Source organism: Stieleria sp. JC731, assembly GCF_020966635.1.
Lineage (GTDB): Bacteria > Planctomycetota > Planctomycetia > Pirellulales > Pirellulaceae > Stieleria.
The window spans coordinates 697,001-717,323 of record NZ_JAJKFQ010000002.1; the positions used below are offsets into that span (position 1 = coordinate 697,001).

The following is a 20,323-nucleotide window of genomic DNA, read 5'->3' on the forward strand; positions in this document are numbered from 1 at the left end:
TGTGCCCTGATTAATGACAGATCGCTACCGATGCCAGGCTAAGCCCCACTAGTCCGCAAGTCATCCCTGCGACCATGGTCGCTAGTTGGATGAACGCCAGCCTTGCACGACGTCAGTGAATCGTTTGGGTTCGTCGGTTGCGTACCAGCGAATCCCTAATTCCAGCAGAGCGGTTAGTGACGAGTCGTCGAAATGAAATGGAAACACTTCCAGATCGATCTCGGCATCCCGCGTTTTCGTTAGTGCAGATGCGAGATAGCTGGGCTCAAGCTGATACCGAGACCCATCCGGGGTTGCTTTGTCATGTAGATGAAGCTGCACCTGATCGACGCCATCAAATTCCGATTGGACGACTTTGTCGAACTTGGATTTGATCTCTTCAGCGGTCCCTCCGATCCAGATCATCGTTCGCAGCCCTTTGGTAATCGACTTGAGCGTCTTGCAATCCGACTGCCTGGGACTGGCAATTAAGATCTGTTCGTTGACGCGATACTGATCGATCAGCTGACCAAGCTTGGCCAGGTCAACATCCTTGATATCCAGATACACCAGACGGTTCTGATCTTCCTGCATCTTTTGAAAGACCTCTTCGAGCATCGGAACGACTTCGCCTTTGAAGTCATCACTAAATCCGATCCCTGCGTCCCACTTGCGAACCTCTGCAAAATCCAGTTCCTTGACCTTGATGTTGCGAAGTCGCTGTGGCGCGGTTGTCGTTCGGGCTAAGGTTGCGTCATGCAGACAAATAATGACATCGTCTTTGGTGGTACGCACGTCGACTTCCGGAATCCCACCTAAATTCCATGTATACATCGCGGCGCCGATCGTATTGTCAGGTGCCTCATGTGCGCCGCCACCACGATGGGCCTGCCAATAGACTTTGTCGGTCTTTGATTGGGCATAGCCGCTTCCAACATTGACTAAGACACAGATGCCAAAAGCGACTAAAGCCGACGCAGATTTCAGCCGTTGAAGATATCGGTTTGTATTCATCGAATGATTCGAAGTTCGTTGCCTTGGTGGATGTCGCTGTGAAATGCAGACCGTCAAAGGGCCAGCTGTTCGTTCGCTGCGGACGAGACGCTACGGACCATCATCGATGCATGCGCGGGTATCATGGATCAGCAGATTATAGAGTTTAAGTGGACACGACCGGCAACCGCTTTCGCTTCGCTTGCAGGACGCTTCGCTATATCTTCATCCGCAGCATTTCAAATCAGCCATCGCAAATCTGTCCAAACGCCGACCGCACCTGATCAGATTTGATGTAATCCATCGCGGTCTTGTCGACCTTGTTGCGCAGACGATGATCGACGCCTGCGCCAAGCAGGCATTTGATGATCTCCACAGCGACGGCCCGCTTGCCCTTGGTCGATGGTGCGCCGGTTTGCGTTACCGCGCGATGAAGTGCTGTGGAGCCCGACCGCTTGTCAACTGCGTTAACATTCGCACCTGCTTGGATCAGTTCGACTGTTGCGGCAAGGCTTCTGAAACGGACCGCGCGGTGCAGCGGTGTCACGCCGTTTTTATCAGTCTCGTTGACCGAGACGCCCTCCTGAATCAGATAACGAATGACGTGCGTTTGACGATCGGCATGCGGATCGTGTGCTGAACAGGCGGCAAGCAAGGTTCCGGCAAGATCATATCCCTGCCCTCGAAACTGTTTCAGCTTCAACAACTGGAGTTCAAATGCGGCTTGCTGAACTTCGTTCATCGATTTGCGAATGGACCACGCACTGCCAAAGCCAACGAAACCTATTCACCTGCACCGAGATGTTGCTTGAACCATTGGAGCGATTCCGAAATTGCACTCGGCATGTCTTTTTCCAAACCGTGCCCGGAGTTTTCGTAAAGCACGAATTTGTTTTCCACATCGGTGGCATCCATTTTCTCGTGGATCATCCGTCCTTGCTCCGGAAGAACGAGCGTGTCCTTACCACCGGAGATAATCAGGCAGGGGGAATCATCCGGCGTGACGTGATACAGCGGCGAAACCGCCTTGGCTTCTTCCTTGGAAATGTCCAACCCCGGAAAGGATCGATACTGATCCGCCAAACCTGGCGTACTCCAGACGTAGTTAGTTAAATCGCTGGGCGGCACCAAAGCGACACCCGCAGCGATTCGGCTGCCGGTTTTTTCCAAAGGTGTTTTCCCATCGAAGTCGCCATCATCACCGGTCGTCGCCAGCATCAGTGTCAGGTGACCACCGGCACTCATTCCGATCACGCCGATACGTTCGGGATCGATCTTATAGGTTTCGCTATCGCGCCGGATCACACGAATCGCCTGACGCACGTCGGAAACCGCTTCGGCAATTGAATATCGTGGACTGCTACCATGACGAACCGCGAACACTTTGTAACCGGACGCCATGAACGGAGAGAGAATGAACTTGGTCTGCTCCGGCGGATTCCACTTCGATCGCCAGCCACCGCTGACAATGAACACAACGGCTGCCCCATTGGCCGTTACCGTCGGGTCGAAAACATCAAACGTCATCGCCAAGCCATCTTTATGGCCATAGATCACTTCGCGATACCCATCGTCGGTCGATTGAGCGATCGCGACGTTGCCAAGACTTGATCCGCAAAGCATCGAAACAACGGTCACACACACGAGCAACCGAGACGGCGACTTTACCATGCGAAGCTTCATCGGATTTCCAAATTGAATCGAGAGACGACGGGACCGGTCCGGGACTATTGTGACCACTCCTGTTCATAATAGCGAACCAGAATTTGGTCGTTGAGCCGATTCGGTTCGACCTCAACGGGATGCACATCCACAGGCAGATCGAACATCGCGATACGATTTGACTCGCTCAAGAAACGCAGGTTATCGGGAAGTTCCCGCAGAGCCTGATACTCACCGGCAATGCTGCTTCGCAAAGGAGACTTTCCGGCAAGGGCAAAGCCCCAGATGCCGAAGGTCGGGACTGACGCTTGAAAGCCACGCACATCAAATCCGGCTTGCCGAATCGTTTCCAAGATGCACCAGTACGACCTTGGTGCGACCAGCGGCGAGGTGCACTGAACGGTGATCACCGCATCTGAATTCAATTTGGCGTACAACATCGAAAAGAAGCGAGTGCTGTAAAGCTTGCCGACTGAATAGCTACCTGGATCGGGAAAGTCGATCACGGCGGCGTCGAACGTCCGATCCGTTTCATCGATCCAGATAAAGGCATCGCGGTTGATGACGGTGACACGCGGATCATGTAACGCATCCTCATTGAGTTCCACCAGCGGACCAAACTCGGTCGCCAACTTTGTCATCGCGGGATCAAGATCCACCAGCGTCACACTTTCGAGGTCTGGGTACCGCAGAATTTCACGAACAGCCAGCCCGTCACCTCCGCCAAGCACCAGAACGTTTTTGATCGTTTTGGCGGCGCCCATGACGGGATGAACGAGAGCTTCGTGGTACCGATACTCGTCGCGGGAATTGAACTGCAAATGCCCGTTGAGATGCAACTGAAAGTCATCCTTCCGCTGCGTGACGACGATACGCTGAAACTGTGACTGAGTCGCATGGACAATCGGGTTTTCCAGGATCGCTTCCTCTGACCACATCGTCAGCGTATCCGCCTTGATGAATACGACGACCAAAATTCCGATCACCGCAAAACCACGACCACGTAGACCGCCCAGACCGCGACTGGATAACAGAGGACGCAACAGGTAAGTCCCCCACACTCCGACAATCGCGTTGAGCAAGCCGAACAACAACGACGTTCGAACCAACCCCAATCGCGGCACCAGGAAGACAGGAAACAAGACCGATGCGAGTAACGCCCCGATGTAGTCAAACGTCAGCACACGCGCGACAAGCTCATGAAAATCCAGATGCTCGCGCATGATCCGCATCAACAGCGGAAGCTCAAGCCCGACCAGCGTTCCGATTAAAACGACGGAGCCGAACAAAGCCGTTTGAAACCACGTGACATGCCCGAACGCGATGAACAACAGAGGCGTCGAAAGCCCACCTAGTAATGCGAGTCCGAGTTCGACTTCGATAAACGTCCGGGCGAGCTTTTCGTCAACGTACTTTGAAAGCCAAGCACCGATACCGAGCGCAGATAGATAGACGCCGATCACAAATGAAAACTGCGTGACGCTGTCACCGAGAAGATAGCTTGCCAAGGTGCCGGCGAGCAATTCATAGATCAGCCCGCAGGTCGCGATGACGAGAACGTTTAGATACAGCAAGTAGTTCGGCGTTCGATTGATCATCCGAGGATGGCTGCGGCAATGATGAGAGAAATACCTAGTGTGATCGCCCCAACGATCGTTCCGAGTGCTTGGTTATGTTCCTCGACGATTTCGTGGTAGATCGAAAAAGGCGTCAGCTTTTCCATCACCACGATACAAATGCCTAAGACGACGATGCCAATCACTGAAAAGATCAGTGCGGCGAGGATGTGACCACCAAGGACGCTCATTCCGGATGCCGCCTCTTGTGACATGGCCAATTCGGATGACGTTTCTTGTGCCAAAGGCAATAGGGTTTGAAAGGGTTGCATGATTCGCTTCTCCGTTGCTGTTGGAATGTTCGCCGATGGCGGCTTGAGATTATTTTCCGACGCCCCACGATCCGCCAAAGGATCGTCCGCCACCCAGGTAGCTGGAGCCGTAGGGCCGACCGCTGGAATAGCCACTGCCGCCAAAGCTTGGTGACTTCCAGCCGAAAGCGGTCGCCACCGTGAACCAAGAACAGATGACGATGCCGACAGCCAAGTAAGTGAACCAGATCGCTTTTTTCATCGCTTAATCGTCCGATGCATAGGGACTGTAGTCGCTGTCTTGCCACCGCTGGACTTCGAAGTTGTGCAAGTAAAACAGCGTGAGGCCGGGAATGATCGACACCCCGATCGCGGCCAACGTCAGTAGCCCGCCGTCCCATTTGTTGCGGTTCACCGTGATCGCGGCTAGCAGCAGATAGACCAAGAAGCCTGCCCACATGAACCAGAAACTTTTCCCCATCGATGGCTTGGGCTGGATTACGCCGACGCCCCAGGGTCGTGGCAAGTCATTCACACCGAAGATCGATTCGACTTCTTCGGTCGTGATGTAAAACGACTCAGAAATCGTTACCTCTTTCGACCTGCCGAACCCGGCTTGTTCAAACGAAACCATTCGTGGTGGGTTGATGTAGTCGGAAGTTTGCACAACATCGCCGATGTTGACTTTCCAGTAAAACTCACCGAGTAGGTAACGGACGTGAGCGGTTCCTTTGTCGTAGAGGCGAAAGGCTTGTTTGTCGTATCCGAGGTGAGTTCCCTTGGCTTTCGGAGTCGACGTCACGGGCGCAGCCAGAGACCAGTGACCGCTATTGCAGATTAGCCATCGATAGCCGGTGTCACGGTTGTAGAGCAGGTATTCGGACCAGGGAAAAATCTTGCCTTCCCATTTCGCATAGCGTTCCATGAATCCGATGACGACATATTTTGTATCGCCAAAAGTGCCTTCGCTACCCAACGGGATCTGCACACGGGCAGCTTCCTGGTGCAGTGACTGAAACAACGAAAGCTTGCCTTCACTGACATCTAAAATCGACGAGCAATTCGGGCAGGCGATCCGAAGGGTGTCATCGGGTGCTCGCAGCGACAAAGGGCCTGCGCATTTCGGGCACGACAGCTGCGCCGCGTCGACACTTTCGGTGACCTCCGGTTTGAGTCGCTCGACATCGATCCCCAAGTCACTTAGCGTGACCGTGGTGCCTAGATAAGCGGACTGAATCCCATCATCTTCGCCGTGACCGTATTCAAACGTTGCGACCTGATGCGCATCGCCTTGCAGATCGACATAGTGATGATCTGCACCGGGCACAAATTGCCAGGGGATCTCCCCCTCGGCACCTTCAGCTGTCGCGACACCCTTTTCACGAACGGTCAGTTTCGTCCCTTTGATCGGAACCGTTTGCATCAATTCGACTGAATCGAATTTTGGAAGTTTCGCATCACGGTTCAACTTGTATTCCGTGGTCAGTGCGAATTGCCCTTGAGCCTCGCTCAGCCAGCCGACTTGATTTCCCGGGAATTCAAGATACCACTCGTCCCAACTGCCGCCTGCGGAATGCCGATAGCGAACCCGTCCGACGATCCGAAACCGTTTGCCTTTCCAACGACCACTGATACCACGTCGCAAGCCGGAAGCGGGATCACTGACTTCAGCGAACTTGCCAAGGTCTTTTACATCGCGATCGGTGCGACCGATCGTGGTGCCACAAAAGTCACAGATGGTGACGAGTGCCCAACTGTTGCGAAAAACGGTCGGCCCGCCGCATGCGGGACATTGCGTTTTGAATCCCTTCACTTCGAACAGCCTCCCGCCGTCACGGACCGATGCCCGGTTAGCTGACCATCCTGGGGCTTGTCATCCTGGGCAGTATGAATCACTTGACGGTCAACCTTTCGGACGCAGACGTCTGCGGCACCAAGTGCATCACGCAAGGCTTGATCCCAAGGCCATGCCCTGCGTTGTCGACAACAATACAGATTGAAGGTCGCAAAGCCGACTTCTGGATAGGTATGACAAGTCAAATGTGACTCGGACAACAAGTACATTCCGGTCACACCGCCCGGTCCGCCGAAGCGATGAAATATCGGTTCGGCAACGATGTTTAGCTGCAAGTCGGCAAGCACTTGGTCACAAAGGGCGCGCAGCACCACCGGATCGGTCAACCGTTCGACGCTGCACCCTTGAGCGTCGATCAGCCATTCCGTCCCACCAGAAAACGGGTTCGATAGTGCCGGTCGATTACCTTGCACGGAGACGTGATACCCAGCGAGTGGCTTCGTATTGTTAGGGAGCTGGTGGAGGAGGCGGTGGTGTTTGTGACGCAAACAGATTCGCGAGCGCTGGGACGCTTGATGCCGGCGACCAACCTTGCATGCCTGCGGTCCAAACCATCGTCTCGCGTGTCACTTCGCCGCTTGCCACTCCCGAGGAAACCTGCGCGAGCGAGAACGGCCCTTGGGTTTGCCCATTCACCGCGATGTGCCAACCAGATGGTGGTGGCGGCGGAGGTGCGGCACCGAAGCGTCCGGCGTTACCCGCGTTCATCGCCCCACCCAACATTTGATTGGCCATCGCCATTCCCATTCCAAGGCCCATGCCTTCGCTGGCACCGCCACCGGATGGATTTGAAGCCGCTTCGGTCAGCGCGTTGCCCATTTGGAATTGCTGATAGCGGTTCATGTCGCCGATCACACCCATGCTGGTACGCGTGTCGAGCGCCTTTTCGACCTCTTCGGGCAACGAGATATTGACCAAGACCAACTGCGGACAGTCCAAGCCATACTCGTCGTCAATCTGTTCGACGACGTGCTTGCGTACCGTCGCGGCGATTTCGTGGTAGCGACTCGCCATGTCCAAAGCCGCAATCTGCAACTCACCCAACGTTTGGCTGAACGACGAAATGATCATCGAACGCAGCAGATCGGTGACTTCTTCGGATTGGAAATCGTCATCGGTCCCAACGATTTCACGCAGCAAGGCTTTGGGATCGGTCGCCTGCAACGAATAGGTCCCGAACGCGCGAATGCGGATCGGTCCAAATTCGGGGTCTCGCAACATGATCGGATTGGGGGTTCCCCACTTTAGATCCGTGATCTGTTTCGTGCTGACAAAGTAAACCTCTGCTTTGAATGGGCTTTCAAAGCCATACTTCCATCCCATCAGAGTTGACAGGACGGGCATGTTTTCGGTGCTCAGTTCGTAGTGCCCGGGTTCATAGACGTCAGCGATTTCGCCGCCTTTGACCAGCACGGCCATCTGACCGGGACGTACGATCAGCTGAGCACCGTTTTTTATTTCGTTTCTGTAACGCGGAAAACGCCAGACAAGTGTGTGATGCGAATCATCGATCCATTCAATGATGTCGATGAGTTCGTGACGTAACCGGTCGAACAAGCCCATGATGTCAGATTCACTTTGGAAAAGAGGATTCAAAGTGGCTCGGCAATCAAAGCCGAGCGTCTATTTGCGTACAGTCGAAAGTTTATCGGTTGTAGCACCGAGTACTACCGCTCGTAATCGCCTGCAATTTACCAAATTGGCAAATCACCATGGCGTCTGAATTGTCGCTTTGGCAAAGCAAAACAATTGCCGCGGGTAGGATTTCAGTGGTTCGCAGCTTAAATTCGCTGCGATTGAATTGGCCCAGGTTGGGCAGTGGCAAGGCGCCAAAATCCGTGGTTTGTCAGCTGGTGAAGGCTACAAAACCCTAGAAAATAGTCCGAAGCTCCACAGTGACGATCGGAGACTACCCCTAGGGCTCGCCACGACCAGGAACGTTGTGCGTCTGATAGCGACTCACATCGAGTGACTTTGTCGCTGACCAATTCAATTCTTTGCGAGCACGATCGATTCCCCCAATGCCCGTCAGGCGATTTTTTTGATGGCCAACGAAACACAAGACATGTTCTCACCCGACAAGAAGCTGTATCTGCTTGACGGGATGGCACTCATCTATCGTGCACACTTCGCGCTCATCCGCAGCCCGCGATTCACATCGGGGGGCCAGTGCACCTCCGCGGTCTTTGGGATGTTGAACACCGTCACCGACATCTTGGTGAAACACGAACCGACACATATCGCTTGTGCGTTCGACACCAGTGAACCCACACAGCGACACGAAGCCTTTCCCGAATACAAGGCACACCGTGACGCGATGCCAGAAGACTTGTCCAGCCAAATCCCCCTGGTCGATCGACTGCTCGAAGCGCTCAACATCACCATCATTCGTCGTCCCGGCTACGAGGCCGACGATGTGATCGGCACATTGGCACATCAAGCCGAATCACAAGGGTTCGAAACTTGGATGGTCACACCGGACAAGGATTATCATCAACTCGTTACCGAACACATCCATGTCTATCGGCCAGGATCCAAAGGCGGCCAAGCGGAAGTGCTGGGTATCGATGAAGTTTGCAAACACTGGGAAATCGAAAACGTCCGCCAAGTCATCGACGTTTTAGGGCTGATGGGTGACAGCAGTGACAACATCCCCGGTGTCCCTGGAATCGGCCCCAAAACGGCAAAGAAGTTGGTCGCCGAATACGGCAGCGTCGAAGGCTTGCTTGAAAACGTTGACAAGTTGAAAGGCAAACAAAAGGAACGGGTGCAAGAGAATCGAGACCAAGCGATTCTTAGCAAACAACTCGTCACGATCCAGCTGGATGTCCCCACCGAAATCGATCTGGATTCGCTTCGCTATACCGGCCAAGACGATGCCAAGCTTCGTGAACTGTTGGTCGACCTTGAATTCGAAACGCTCGGCAAACGCCTGTTTGGTAAATCGTTTTCGGCAGCTTCGGCACGCACCGCTGTCGTCCAAGAAAAACGTCAACGAGAAATCCAACAGTCTCTGTTCGACGAACCCAGCGAACAAAAAACACTTGCCGATGTCCCTCACAAATACCACACGATCACAACCAAAAAAGATCGCGCGGCGCTCATCGAACGCCTCGGCAAATCGACAGAGTTTTGCTTCGACACCGAAGCCACCGGACTGGATCCACGCAAAGCCGCACCGCTCGGTTTGGCGATCAGCTTGCAAGCTCACGAAGCTTACTACGTCGTTTGCCCAGAAGATCCGGATGAATGTCGTGAAGTGCTTGAAGAGTTCGCTGACGTACTCGCCAGTCCGAAGATCACGAAGATCGGACACAACCTCAAGTACGACGTGTCGCTGCTGCGTTGGCAAGGCATCAAAGTCGCGCCGCCTTTGTTTGACACCATGCTGGTTCACACCATCGCCGAACCGGAAGTTCGCCATGGACTTGATGCGTTGTGTGAGTTGTACCTGAACTACAAACCGATCCCCACCAGCGACCTGATCGGCCCCAAGGGCAAAGACCAAAAGTCGATGGCCGATGTGCCGCTTGATCAGCTATCGGAATACGCCTGCGAAGACGCTGACATCACGTTTCAGATCGCGCAAGTTTTGCGCCCCGTGATGAAAGAACACGAAGTCGAACAGGTCTGCACGGAAGTCGAATGCCCGTTGGTGCCCGTGCTGGTCGAGATGGAATACAACGGAATCACACTTGATACGGAGTCACTTGGGACTTACGCCGAACACCTGCAGACAGAAATCGATGACTTGCAAACTCGCATTTATGCAGCCGCAGGACACGAATTCAACATCGATTCGCCAAAACAACTTGGCGTCATTCTGTTCGAAGAGCTAAAGCTCGAAGAGAAACCCAAGAAGACTGCGACCGGGCAATACTCGACACGTGAAGCCGAACTGGAACGCCTTAGCGGCAAGCACGAAATCATTCGCGATGTTTTGGACTATCGCAACGCGCGAAAACTGAAGTCGACCTACGTGGATCAATTGCCAGCAGCCGTCGAACCATCCACAGGACGACTGCACACGCACTACAGTCAAACGTGGACCGCAACCGGACGGATGCAGTCCAACGATCCAAACTTACAAACGATCCCGGTACGCAAAGAACGCGGACGTGAGATCCGCGCTGCCTTCGTGCCTCGATCCGACGATCACTTGATCCTGTCGGCTGACTACTCGCAAATCGAGTTGCGCATCATGGCCGAACTGAGTCAGGATGAAGCGATGATGTCCGCCTTCATCAACGAAGAAGACATTCATACCGTGACCGCGTCAAAGGTCTATAAGGTCGATCCCGATGATGTTACCAGGGAGATGCGTGCAAAGGCCAAGACGGTGAACTTCGGCATCATCTACGGCATCAGTGCATTCGGCCTCCAACAACGTTTGAATATCCCTCGCGCCGAAGCTAGCGAGCTGATCAACAATTACTTTGAAAAGTACCCAGGAGTTCAGCGCTACATCGATTCGACAATCGAATTCGCACAGGAACACGGGTTCGTTAAAACGAAGACCGGACGTCGGCGCTACCTTCGTGATATCAACAGTCGATCACGTAATGCGAAATCGACGGCCGAACGCCTCGCCATGAATAGCCCGATTCAAGGCACCGCAGCGGACATGCTGAAGCTAGCGATGATCCAAGTGGATCACGCGCTGCGAAGCGGCGGATTCAAAACCAAGATGCTGTTGACGGTGCATGACGAATTGGTATTCGACATGGTCAAAGAGGAAGCCGAGCAGGTCATGCCGGCGATTGAGAACGCAATGAAGAACGCGTTACCAATGGAAGTCCCCATCGTTGTCGAAATGGGAACGGGCGAGAATTGGCTGGAAGCCCATTAAGGTTTTGAGGCGTTGTCAGCCGCTGGCGCGCCGGCGTGCGGATACGTGTCCGGGGTTCAAAACCATCAGCCGCAACGCGCCAGCGTGCGGTTACGTGACCGGGGTGCATAGGCGCTAACCGCGGGCTAACGTCAGCGGATGATAACGATCCAATTCATTAACCGACGCTAGCGCGTTTCGGCTCAGGTGGTAAATAGATCAGCCGCTGGCGCGCGTACGGATACGTGTCTGGGGATCAAAACCGTTAACCGCACGCTGGCGCGTAGCGGCTGATAGCGACGAAATCCATCAACCGACGCTAACGCGTTTCGGCTCAGGTGATAAATAGATCAGCCACTGGCGCGCGTACGGATACGTGTCTGGGGATCAAAACCGTTAACCGCACGCTGGCGCGTAGCGGCTGATAACGATCCAATCCATCAACCGACGCTAGCGCGTTTCGGCTCAGGTGATAACTAGATCAGCCGTTACGCGTTAGCGTACGGTTACGTGTCCGGGGTGCATAACCAATAACCGACGCTAGCGGCTCAGGTGGTCTGCTATATGCCGCACGAACCGCCGCCGCAGCAACGGGGTGTCCCACATCCTGCGCTTGCTGTTGGCAAACTCTTGCTGCCATTCATATTCGGAGCCGCCGGCGCGCTCATCAGCCTCGTCAGCTCATCACTGCCGCACTCGGGGCATTCGGCTTTTTCCTCAGGATTACGAACGAGAACTTCGACAGCTTGATTGCACTTGGGGCAGTCGTATTCATAAAGTGGCATAGCGAAATCCTAAAATCAGAATCCAATAGTCAATGTGATCAGACGCCTTCTATTTTTGTCGACGAGACGAGACTGGCAAGCTCAGAAAAACAAAACAGGGACTGAGAATGAAACGTGACGACGTCCGACAAGTGGACCAAATTGCGATCGAGGAATTCGGCATCAGCGGCGTCGTGCTGATGGAGAACGCCGGCCGAGGGGCAGCCGAGTGGATACTGCGGAAAACACCCACTGAAAGCCCTGTCGGACTGATTTGTGGTAGCGGCAACAACGGCGGCGATGGCTATGTGATCGCGCGGCATTTGGAGTTGGCCGGCCGAGCGGTCCGTGTGATCTCACTGGTGGAACTGGAAAAGCTCCGCGGCGACGCAAAAATCAATGCCGAGATCGCATCCAAAGCCGGTATCCAAATCGAAATTGCCCGCTCGGAAGAGGAACTTTCCGACCTGTTCCGTCCCAGCGATTGCCTCGTCGACTGCATGCTCGGAACCGGTGCACAGGGGGCCCCACGTGGGCTTTTTGGTTCCGCGATCCGCCTGGCCAACAAAGTGTCCGGGTTTCGCGTCGCGATTGATCTTCCCAGCGGCCTGGACTGCGATTCGGGGCAGGTAAGCGATCCGACGTTCCGCGCCGATATGACCATCACCTTCGTCGCGGTCAAAGACGGTTTTAGCCAGCCGGAAGCCCAAGAATTCACCGGCGAGGTGCATGTTGTGGGAATCGGGGTTCCAAAATGCCTGCTGGATCAATTCGGGGTGTTTTGAAATTGCCCGATTCGCGTTATTGTGCCCCCACCATTGATTCCAACAACGACACGCCTTGAGGTCATCGAAGTGGCTACCGTAATCGAAGCTTCCCCATTGGATTTCCCAATGTCGGACGCACTGCGTTTTCTTCCCGAAGGCCCTTACCAAAACGCTGCGGGCCATTTTTCATGGGTGGGAATCCAACATGGTAGTGACGTCACGTTTGGCAGCCTGAACCGCTTCGACATGGCGAGCGGTGAAAACACATCGTTTGACCTTCCCGGACGCCCTGGCTTTGCCTTCCCATGCAAAACCGCGAACAAGTACGTAATCGGTTGCGAACGCAGCCTCGGGTTCTTTGATGTCACGAATGGCTCGTGGGAACCGTTTTGCGAAGGCGTCGACCAAGCCGTTGAAAACACCATCATCAATGACGGACTGACCTTTGGCGACAACCTGATCTTCGGCTGCAAAGATCTTGAGTTCGCGACTAAGAAAGCAGGCTTGTACCTGTACCGTGGCAAAGATTCCAAACTGATCTGCTTGCGTGACGATCAAATCTGCAGCAACGGAAAATCGATTGTCGATATCGATGGCCAACTGTTCTTGGTCGATACCGATTCGCCAACTCGGACCGTGGTTCGATACCCACTAGACATCGACGCCGGCACATTGGGTGACCCGGAAGTCGTCTTGGATCTGACCGATGACCCTGCGGTTCCCGACGGATCGATCCTGACACCCGACGGCAAAAGCTTGATCGTATCGATGTTCCTGCCCAGCGCCGCACCATACGGCGAAACAAGACAATACAGCTTGGAAAGCGGCGAGTGTGAACGTGTCTGGCGGACGCCCCTATCACCACAAAACACCTGCCCGGCTTTGGTTGAGTACCAGGGCAAGCTGATGCTGATCATCACGACGGCAGTCGAACACATGAGCCAAGACGACCAAGCGGTGTGCTCAAACGCGGGTAAACTGTTCATTGCCGAAACCGACTTCGATCCGGCTGGTTGGGCACCACCAGCTTACGAAGCCTAACGACCGGTTGTTTCTGGTTAGATCTCACGCGAAGTCGCTTTCGACTTCGCTAAACCAGCGGGAACGAACGCTGCCTTCACGGAGTGAAGGGCGACAATCGCAGACTCAGTCCGCCTTTTCACTCGTTCGAAAATACTCCGCAGGAAACGAAGCCTGCCCGGAGTGGCTTGGATGCCGCCAAGGGAACACTGGGCCGCGGTCTTCCAAGAGCGGAATCTCGTGCCCAGCTGATTCCTGCAGCAACGACCACAACTTGCGATTCATCTCCTTGATCCGATCAGCATGCTCGGGTTCATCAATCAGGTTGTGCATCTCTTCAGGATCGCTTTCGAGATCATAAAGCTCGTCACGGTCCCAAAGCCCATGGCAACGGATGTACTTCCAACGTCCACCGATCACGGCATGTAGCGTCGGAGTGTGCGGATAGTTGCGTTCCCAGTAATACTCATACAACAGGTGACGTTCGACTTCGCCAGAAGAATCTTTGCCGGCACAAAGGGCAGCCCAAAAACTCTCGCCATCAACGCTCTTTAGCGCCGGTGCACCTGCGGCATCTAGCAACGTCGGACCAACATCGATGTTGCCCACCAAAGCTTCGAAACGGTCGCCAGCAGGAATCGTTCCGGGCATCCGCATCAACAACGGAACACGCGCGCTCGCTTCATAAGCGACACGTTTATCAATCAATCCGTGGTCACCGAACTGGAACCCGTTGTCCCCCATGTAAACGAAGAGCGTGTTATCTCGAATGCCTTCGGATTTCAAATACGCGTCCAACTTCCCAATGCTGTCGTCCACAGCCAACAGTGATTCGCAATATCGCCGGTAGTAAACCTCTGGAGAAAAGTCAGCGAGGTTGTATCCAAAGTCAACACCGTGGCGACTGTTGCGTTGATTGCGAACCCACATCGGAAGATTCCCCTGCCGCATCTGGTCGACACTTGGGATCTTGATTGGCAGCGGTTCATCGTCGTATCGGCCGCGATGTCGATCGGCGGGTACAAAATCAGCATGCACACCTTTGTGGCTGACGTAGATAAAGAATGGCTTTTCCGAATCACGATTTGTTAGCCACTGGAGCGCGTAGTCGGTTAACTCATCGGTGATGTATCCCTTTTGGGGCACACGCTTGCCGTTGATATTGAAACCATCGTAGGTCGTCTGGGGAACTTCGCGCGTGGTCCCGTGTCCGTCGGGCCAGTAGGTTCCTTGGCCTTTGAAGGCGATCCAATGATCAAAGCCACGCTGGGGATCATCGATCTCGCCGCCCATGTGCCACTTGCCAAAGAAAGCCGTGTCGTAACCTGCATCCTGCAGCTGCTGCGGAAAGAAAACTAAGTTCGGGTCGACTGGGTGATAGTTGTCGACGACGCGGTGGTTATGCGCGTACTGTCCCGTCAGGATGGATGCCCGACTGGGCGAACATAGCGAAGTCGTCACGTAGGCACGCGTCAGCATGGCCCCTTCGTTTGCCATCGCGTCCATGTGCGGCGTTTCGATAAACGGGTGACCGGCGACACCCATACAATCAAAACGGTGATCGTCACAGAGAACGAACACGATGTTTGGCGGGCTCGCATCCGCGGCAATGCAGGACGGAGACTGGAGACCGAAGGCTTGAAGAAGGGCAGCCAACACCAATGCAGCGGCGATCAGACGCATTCAAGTACACGCTTTCGTGGGGGAGGGGCAAGAGGAGAGGCCCCTGAGCGTACACGACTTGGATGCGAAAGCAATCGACCGGACCGATAGAGCGGGAGGCTCTGGAATATGCGGCCCGGCGTATTACAGCTAATTAGCTAGACGCTTTCGAGTCGAAGAAACCGGCAGAACTAACGTTCTCGGTAGGTGATACGACCTTTCGTTAGGTCATAAGGAGAAAGCTCGACACGGACTTTATCGCCCGGGACGATACGGATGAAGTGCTTGCGCATCCGTCCTGCGACGTGCGCCATGACTTCGTTGCCGGTTTCCAGTTGAACTCGAAACCGGGTGTTCGCGAGGGCCTGTGTAACAGTGCCCTCGACCTCGAAAGCTTCTTCTTTCTTTCCCAAGAGTATATCCAAAGGTTATCGTTTGCTGAACTGGACGCCACGACGGGCACCACGCAAACCTGGCTTCTTCCGTTCCTTCATTCGCGAATCGCGAGTCAGGAAGCCGCCGTCACGAAGGGCGTCGTGGAGAGATTCGTCGTAGCTGACCAGGGCACGGGCAAGGCCCATGCGAACTGCACCGCTTTGGCCGGTCAGACCGCCACCGGTGACGCGGACGATTACGTCAAGTTTACCCAACAGCTCGACAGCCGCCAGAGTCTCGTTGACGGCCTTTTGGTCTTGGTCGTTAACGAAGTACTCTTCGAGAGGGCGTCGGTTGATGGTGACTTTGCCAGCACCGTCGCGAACACGAACGCGAGCGACGCTGCTTTTTCGTCGGCCAGTCCCCAACGAATCGCCGTTAATTTTGTCTTTTTTGACCAGGGTCATCAGTACAGTTCGTCAAAAAGGTAAGTGGATCAATTAGATGCAACGATTAGATGCCGGGGGCACTAGCTAACTTTCTTGCTAGTACGTTGCATCGGCTGGGGGTTTTGCGCCGAGTGTGGGTGCTCGGGGCCCGCGTAGATCTTCAATTTCGAGATCATTTGGCGTGCCAACTTGTTCTTTGGCAGCATGCGGCGAACCGCGTGGAAGATCAGGTCTTCTGGCTTACGATCTTGGCGATCGCCATAGCTTTCCAGACGCAGTCCGGGATAGCCGGTGTACCAGGTGTAGTGACGAACGTCCATTTTTCGTCCGGTCATTGCGACTTTTTCGGCATTGGTGACGATTACAAAGTCGCCGCAATCAGTGTGCGGGGTGTACTCGGGGCGATGCTTGCCCATCAAAATGACGGCGATGTCACTCGCCAGTCGTCCGAGCACCTCGTCGCTGGCGTCGACAACATGCCAGCTCTTTTCGACTTGGCCCGGCTTGGCCATGTAGGAACGTTGCACGGTCACGGAAATGATTCTGCGGTTAATGTTCGGTATACGGTAATCGCGCGTTCAGCCACCAATGGGTTGACCACGCGGGTCGGGGGCCAGCTCTTCCCAGATCGTCATGGACTACGCCATTGCGACCGGATTCGTGAAGCGTCTTCGTCGGATGGATTCCGATTTCTTCTTGCGGACGCCGCTTTCGACGACTCGCCGGACGGTAGATTCTGACCGCCGATGAAGGGTGTCGTGTCTGACGAGCCGGAGCTGATCCGCCTGTAGGAACCGACGGTTTACGGGCCTCGGGCGGAGAATTCGGAAGGGTATCGACCCGTGCTCGGATCGGCAAGGGCTTTTTGCTAAATAAACGCCAGCAGATCGCGATCAGGCGTCTCAACGCCCCCCGTTTACCCTCACGTTTCGGCCAGATTGGCCGTCAAGATGATCGATTTAACCAATATCTTAGGAAATGCTTTCAATGGGAAGGGGAGGGCCAATGCTTTCATGTCGCTGCCTTCACTTCGCCGAAAACTCCTTGAGGTAGCCGCTCAGATGCAACTTCTTGCGCGCACTGTCGCTCGTCATGTAGCGAAGGCTGCCAAACACCGGACGCTTCGGCCCCCAAGCGCGATCGTATCTGCCTAACACCCAAAATATCCCGCTGTACGAGTTGGGGTCCCTCCCATCGAGGGCATACTTGTTGTTCAAGTGAACCATGATCCGCAGGGCATCGTCGACGGACTCGGTCCAGTGCAGGATTTTCTTTCCCCAAAGCATTCGGATGTAGTTGTGCATCATCCCGTGCTGAACCAATTGACGCTGACCGGCATTCCAAAGCTCATCGTGTGTCTGAGCGGATTCAAACTGCTCCAGGTCATAAACCACTGGGCGTTCATCGTCTGCTGTTTCCGCGATCGTCTTCTTAGCCCAGTCCGGCAGCGAATCCAGTTTGTCGTATCGATCGGGTTCACGAAACGCCATGTTGAATCCCATCTCGCGCCAAGTCAGGACCTGGTCAAGGAAGCCTTCGGCGGATTCGCTGGTGCTCCAGAACCCGTGGTTTTTGCCGTTCGGTTTATTCAGCTTGTCGGGGGTCCAGTGTTCGTTATCAAGCACCGACTGGACGATATCGTGTGCTCCGATATGACCAAAATGAAGATGCGCGCTTAGCTCGGTCGTTGCGTTTTCATCGGGATGGTTGCGATCTTCGCCGTAGTCATCGAGTCGCCGATTAATAAACCGATCGAGACTTTTCCCCGCCGCGACGCTGCCCCCAGTGAGCACTGGACTGGGCACGACGTCGTGATCAATCGGGATCTTGGATAATCCACCATTGAGCAGCTTGTCAAAATCCGCAGCCTTCCAGCGTCTCGTCACCGCGGACGGCAATTTATCCAACGTCGGTAGCTTGACGTTCGCAAATGGGTTCGCCTTGGGGAACTCCGTTAGGCAATCCAGAATGTTTTTTTGCATCCAGCGGCGATAGCTGTGTGCGACCGTGAAGGTCCTGTCTGGCATCCGCAGCGGGACAATTCCGTTGGTGTCGACAACTTCCAAAGGCACGGGCAAATTGTCTTTGACCGCCGTGATCAAATGTGGAAGAAAGAAGCAGGGGTATTCGTCCGTCACCACGATGGCTGCGTTTTTGGCGAGCGTTCGAAGCAGCGGTGAACCGGCACCTGGGGTCGGTTCGACGTATGGAAAATACGTGACGGGCTTGTCCTTCAAAGCCTCCGCGTTGTCTCGCATTCCTTCGATGACAAACTGATGAATCCGATCGCTGGCCCACTGATAGCGGACGCGGATGGGTTCAAAAATCACCAGCGGAAGCGAAAGCTCTTTCGCCCGAAAAATCGCGCGTTCCAAGGCAAAGTTGTATCGTGTTCTACGAGCCGAAGTCATCCAGTAGAGCACGTACTGCGCATCCGGATTGACCTCTTTGTCGTTGGCCTGGGTTATGCGAATTTCTGGAATCGGTTTCATCGGCGTGATCACTGCGGCCTGTGCTTGAATTAAAGTCGGCGTACGCCATTCTTTCGGGGCGACAACCGAGCCTTTCTGGCCAACAGCCATGCTCGGTAGCTGATCGGGTAATATCAGCCGACGATGAACGATGGAAGGGGCGGCAACGTAGTCGACTGCACCGTGACGCAAGGCACCGTAACGCAAGGCACTGCGACACAAGGTACCGTGACGCAATTCTTATCTTTGGAACCTCACATTGACTCGACATCGACTGCGAAAGCGAATCCCGCTGTTGATCACCCTGATGGCGATCGGGCTGTGCGTTGCCGGCTATGTGTTGGGACTGGCCTACGTTCAAGCACAGATTTACGATTTTTACGAGTTCGAAGATCTGGTCGGCCCGCGTTTGATCGACGCCGTCATCGCATCGTGGCTGATTTACTTTTGCAGCTCCATCGGAAGCTTTTTAAACGTGGTTGCCTGGCGCATGCCCCGAGGAGAAGGCATTGGCGGAAGGTCCCATTGCCCACGCTGCAACGCCACGCTTTGTAAACGTGACAACGTTCCCATCCTGGGCTGGATCTCGCTGACAGGCCGCTGCCGGACCTGCTCGCTACCGATTTCTCGGCGTTACCCGATTGTTGAGGCACTGGTCGGGATCACGTTGACGATCGTCGGCATCGCCGAGCTTTACTCGTTGGCTTTGCCGGCGCAGTTCGTCCACGGCCATGGTGGTCCGCTTTGGGCACCACAGGTCGGCCCCATCCTGATCACAATCCTGTCATACCATGCGGTTGTCCTAAGTACGCTGTGGGCAATGACGCTGATTCGAATCGATGGTGTCAGGTTGCCTCGGAAATTACTCGGGTTTGCTGCCGTCGCGATCATCGTGCCTATCTTGGTTTACCCGATGCTGATGGTTGTCCCTTGGCAAACACAGCGACCGACGCACTGGGTTCCAAGCGGACTGTACTACGACGCACTGATGCGGGTGATCACGGCGACCGTCGCTGCGGCATTCGTTGGCCGAGTGCTGGCCAAAGGGCTTTGCCCGACCGCAGATTTGAAGCTCGATCCGCTGGGAAAAGGCACCGCACGCCTGGTTGATTTGATCGCGATGCTGACGATTGCGGCGGTCGCAGTCGGCTGGCAATCGTTTCCCGCGTTGGTGGTTGTCGCTGGGGTGCTAACCGTGCTACTGAAGCCACTGCTTCGCACAATCCCGATCAACGATGGCCCCAAAGGCCAAATCCAATCTCGCGGAATGATGGAAGCGTTCGCGTTCGCGTTGCCATTTGCGTTGACGCTTCATCTCGCATTCTGGCGAGTCCTCTGGAACTTTGAATACTGGCCCAGCGACCAAAGCGAACGCGGTGTGATTATCGCTTGGTCGTTAGCCGTTTTGGCTCTGCCGATCTTCTTGCGTGAACCCAAGGCCGACATTGCCGAAACGGCCGCAGCGCCGATCGACCTTGATGATGACGATTCGGAAGACGATGATTCAGAAGACGAGGACAACGGCGAGCCATCTGCTGATCCGGCAACTCAACCGGCAACCGAGCAGGCCACTGAACAAGCAACCGAGCCGCCGCTCGTTGACCCTAACCGTTGATTATGAATCGCTCCAC

The 20,323-nt window shown here is 54.7% G+C and carries 19 protein-coding genes; 4 read left to right on the forward strand and 15 right to left on the reverse strand.

Going from position 1 to position 20,323, the window contains the following annotated elements; translation table 11 throughout:
- Positions 1-81: 81 nt before the first annotated feature.
- The 9 genes from LOC67_RS08310 to LOC67_RS08350 form a co-directional block, all read right to left on the reverse strand.
- A complete protein-coding gene (locus tag LOC67_RS08310; RefSeq protein WP_230262119.1) occupies positions 82-993 on the reverse strand; it encodes a glycerophosphodiester phosphodiesterase in 912 nt (303 codons plus the stop codon).
- Between the two features lie 223 nt (positions 994-1,216).
- Complete coding sequence (locus tag LOC67_RS08315) at positions 1,217-1,714, reverse strand: ankyrin repeat domain-containing protein (protein WP_230262120.1); 498 nt, start codon at positions 1,712-1,714, stop codon at positions 1,217-1,219.
- A gap of 41 nt (positions 1,715-1,755) precedes the next feature.
- A complete protein-coding gene (locus LOC67_RS08320) occupies positions 1,756-2,655 on the reverse strand; it encodes an alpha/beta hydrolase (protein ID WP_230262121.1) in 900 nt (299 codons plus the stop codon).
- Between the two features lie 44 nt (positions 2,656-2,699).
- Positions 2,700-4,232 carry a polyamine aminopropyltransferase gene (locus LOC67_RS08325; protein ID WP_230262123.1) on the reverse strand — a complete coding sequence of 511 codons (1,533 nt, stop codon included), beginning with the start codon at positions 4,230-4,232 and terminating at the stop codon, positions 2,700-2,702.
- The gene (locus LOC67_RS08330) at positions 4,229-4,522 is read right to left on the reverse strand and encodes a DUF350 domain-containing protein (RefSeq protein ID WP_230262125.1); all 294 of its coding nucleotides are present in this window, start codon (positions 4,520-4,522) and stop codon (positions 4,229-4,231) included. Before LOC67_RS08330 ends, LOC67_RS08325 begins: the two co-directional genes overlap by 4 nt.
- 49 nt (positions 4,523-4,571) lie before the next feature.
- On the reverse strand, positions 4,572-4,763 hold the full coding sequence (locus LOC67_RS08335) for a hypothetical protein (protein ID WP_230262126.1): 192 nt from the start codon (positions 4,761-4,763) through the stop codon (positions 4,572-4,574).
- Between the two features lie 3 nt (positions 4,764-4,766).
- The gene (locus LOC67_RS08340; protein ID WP_230262127.1) at positions 4,767-6,314 is read right to left on the reverse strand and encodes a DUF4178 domain-containing protein; all 1,548 of its coding nucleotides are present in this window, start codon (positions 6,312-6,314) and stop codon (positions 4,767-4,769) included.
- Positions 6,311-6,769, reverse strand: coding sequence for an S-adenosylmethionine decarboxylase family protein (locus LOC67_RS08345; RefSeq protein WP_230262128.1), 459 nt, complete (start codon positions 6,767-6,769; stop codon positions 6,311-6,313). Before LOC67_RS08345 ends, LOC67_RS08340 begins: the two co-directional genes overlap by 4 nt.
- Before the next feature lie 34 nt (positions 6,770-6,803).
- Entirely contained in the window at positions 6,804-7,919 is a 1,116-nt protein-coding gene (locus LOC67_RS08350; protein ID WP_230262129.1) for an SPFH domain-containing protein, read from the reverse strand.
- Positions 7,920-8,400: 481 nt separating this feature from the next.
- On the opposite strand from LOC67_RS08350, the gene polA reads away from it, so the two are divergent.
- Positions 8,401-11,205, forward strand: a complete 2,805-nt coding sequence (polA, locus tag LOC67_RS08355) for a DNA polymerase I (protein ID WP_230262130.1) — start codon at positions 8,401-8,403, stop codon at positions 11,203-11,205.
- A 539-nt stretch (positions 11,206-11,744) separates the two neighbouring features.
- Here the strand turns inward: polA and LOC67_RS08360 are convergent.
- Positions 11,745-11,969 carry an FmdB family zinc ribbon protein gene (locus LOC67_RS08360; protein WP_230262131.1) on the reverse strand — a complete coding sequence of 75 codons (225 nt, stop codon included), beginning with the start codon at positions 11,967-11,969 and terminating at the stop codon, positions 11,745-11,747.
- Positions 11,970-12,076: 107 nt separating this feature from the next.
- Between LOC67_RS08360 and LOC67_RS08365 the strand changes: the two genes are divergently transcribed.
- Positions 12,077-12,733: an NAD(P)H-hydrate epimerase gene (locus LOC67_RS08365; RefSeq protein WP_230262133.1), complete on the forward strand. Its 657-nt coding sequence runs from the start codon at positions 12,077-12,079 to the stop codon at positions 12,731-12,733.
- A gap of 108 nt (positions 12,734-12,841) precedes the next feature.
- Positions 12,842-13,756, forward strand: a complete 915-nt coding sequence (locus LOC67_RS08370) for an SMP-30/gluconolactonase/LRE family protein (RefSeq protein WP_230262135.1) — start codon at positions 12,842-12,844, stop codon at positions 13,754-13,756.
- Between the two features lie 105 nt (positions 13,757-13,861).
- On the opposite strand, the gene LOC67_RS08375 is transcribed toward LOC67_RS08370, so the two are convergent.
- From LOC67_RS08375 to LOC67_RS08395, 5 genes are all read right to left on the reverse strand, one after another.
- Positions 13,862-15,418 (reverse strand): sulfatase, encoded by a 1,557-nt coding sequence (locus LOC67_RS08375; protein ID WP_230262137.1) that lies wholly within the window; start codon positions 15,416-15,418, stop codon positions 13,862-13,864.
- 170 nt (positions 15,419-15,588) lie between these two features.
- Positions 15,589-15,810, reverse strand: a complete 222-nt coding sequence (gene infA, locus LOC67_RS08380; RefSeq protein WP_094411247.1) for a translation initiation factor IF-1 — start codon at positions 15,808-15,810, stop codon at positions 15,589-15,591.
- 15 nt (positions 15,811-15,825) lie between these two features.
- Complete coding sequence (gene rpsI, locus LOC67_RS08385; protein WP_230262139.1) at positions 15,826-16,239, reverse strand: 30S ribosomal protein S9; 414 nt, start codon at positions 16,237-16,239, stop codon at positions 15,826-15,828.
- Positions 16,240-16,301: 62 nt separating this feature from the next.
- Positions 16,302-16,733: a 50S ribosomal protein L13 gene (gene rplM, locus LOC67_RS08390; protein ID WP_261366847.1), complete on the reverse strand. Its 432-nt coding sequence runs from the start codon at positions 16,731-16,733 to the stop codon at positions 16,302-16,304.
- A gap of 513 nt (positions 16,734-17,246) precedes the next feature.
- Positions 17,247-18,632, reverse strand: coding sequence for an FAD-binding domain-containing protein (locus LOC67_RS08395; protein WP_230262615.1), 1,386 nt, complete (start codon positions 18,630-18,632; stop codon positions 17,247-17,249).
- Positions 18,633-18,951: 319 nt separating this feature from the next.
- Here LOC67_RS08395 and LOC67_RS08400 point away from each other — a divergent pair, with 319 nt between their 5' ends.
- On the forward strand, positions 18,952-20,307 hold the full coding sequence (locus tag LOC67_RS08400; protein ID WP_230262143.1) for an A24 family peptidase: 1,356 nt from the start codon (positions 18,952-18,954) through the stop codon (positions 20,305-20,307).
- Positions 20,308-20,323: the final 16 nt, after the last annotated feature.

What these genes read in the sequence shown, in the direction of transcription:
- LOC67_RS08310 (WP_230262119.1), bottom strand. Translation starts at nt 993, where the DNA reads ATGAATACAAACCGATATCTTCAACGGCTGAAATCTGCGTCGGCTTTA.
- LOC67_RS08315 (WP_230262120.1), bottom strand. Translation starts at nt 1,714, where the DNA reads ATGAACGAAGTTCAGCAAGCCGCATTTGAACTCCAGTTGTTGAAGCTG.
- LOC67_RS08320 (WP_230262121.1), bottom strand. Translation starts at nt 2,655, where the DNA reads ATGAAGCTTCGCATGGTAAAGTCGCCGTCTCGGTTGCTCGTGTGTGTG.
- LOC67_RS08325 (WP_230262123.1), bottom strand. Translation starts at nt 4,232, where the DNA reads ATGATCAATCGAACGCCGAACTACTTGCTGTATCTAAACGTTCTCGTC.
- LOC67_RS08330 (WP_230262125.1), bottom strand. Translation starts at nt 4,522, where the DNA reads ATGCAACCCTTTCAAACCCTATTGCCTTTGGCACAAGAAACGTCATCC.
- LOC67_RS08335 (WP_230262126.1), bottom strand. Translation starts at nt 4,763, where the DNA reads ATGAAAAAAGCGATCTGGTTCACTTACTTGGCTGTCGGCATCGTCATC.
- LOC67_RS08350 (WP_230262129.1), bottom strand. Translation starts at nt 7,919, where the DNA reads ATGGGCTTGTTCGACCGGTTACGTCACGAACTCATCGACATCATTGAA.
- polA (WP_230262130.1), top strand. Translation starts at nt 8,401, where the DNA reads ATGGCCAACGAAACACAAGACATGTTCTCACCCGACAAGAAGCTGTAT.
- LOC67_RS08360 (WP_230262131.1), bottom strand. Translation starts at nt 11,969, where the DNA reads ATGCCACTTTATGAATACGACTGCCCCAAGTGCAATCAAGCTGTCGAA.
- LOC67_RS08365 (WP_230262133.1), top strand. Translation starts at nt 12,077, where the DNA reads ATGAAACGTGACGACGTCCGACAAGTGGACCAAATTGCGATCGAGGAA.
- LOC67_RS08370 (WP_230262135.1), top strand. Translation starts at nt 12,842, where the DNA reads ATGTCGGACGCACTGCGTTTTCTTCCCGAAGGCCCTTACCAAAACGCT.
- LOC67_RS08375 (WP_230262137.1), bottom strand. Translation starts at nt 15,418, where the DNA reads ATGCGTCTGATCGCCGCTGCATTGGTGTTGGCTGCCCTTCTTCAAGCC.
- rpsI (WP_230262139.1), bottom strand. Translation starts at nt 16,239, where the DNA reads ATGACCCTGGTCAAAAAAGACAAAATTAACGGCGATTCGTTGGGGACT.
- rplM (WP_261366847.1), bottom strand. Translation starts at nt 16,733, where the DNA reads ATGGCCAAGCCGGGCCAAGTCGAAAAGAGCTGGCATGTTGTCGACGCC.
- LOC67_RS08395 (WP_230262615.1), bottom strand. Translation starts at nt 18,632, where the DNA reads ATGACTTCGGCTCGTAGAACACGATACAACTTTGCCTTGGAACGCGCG.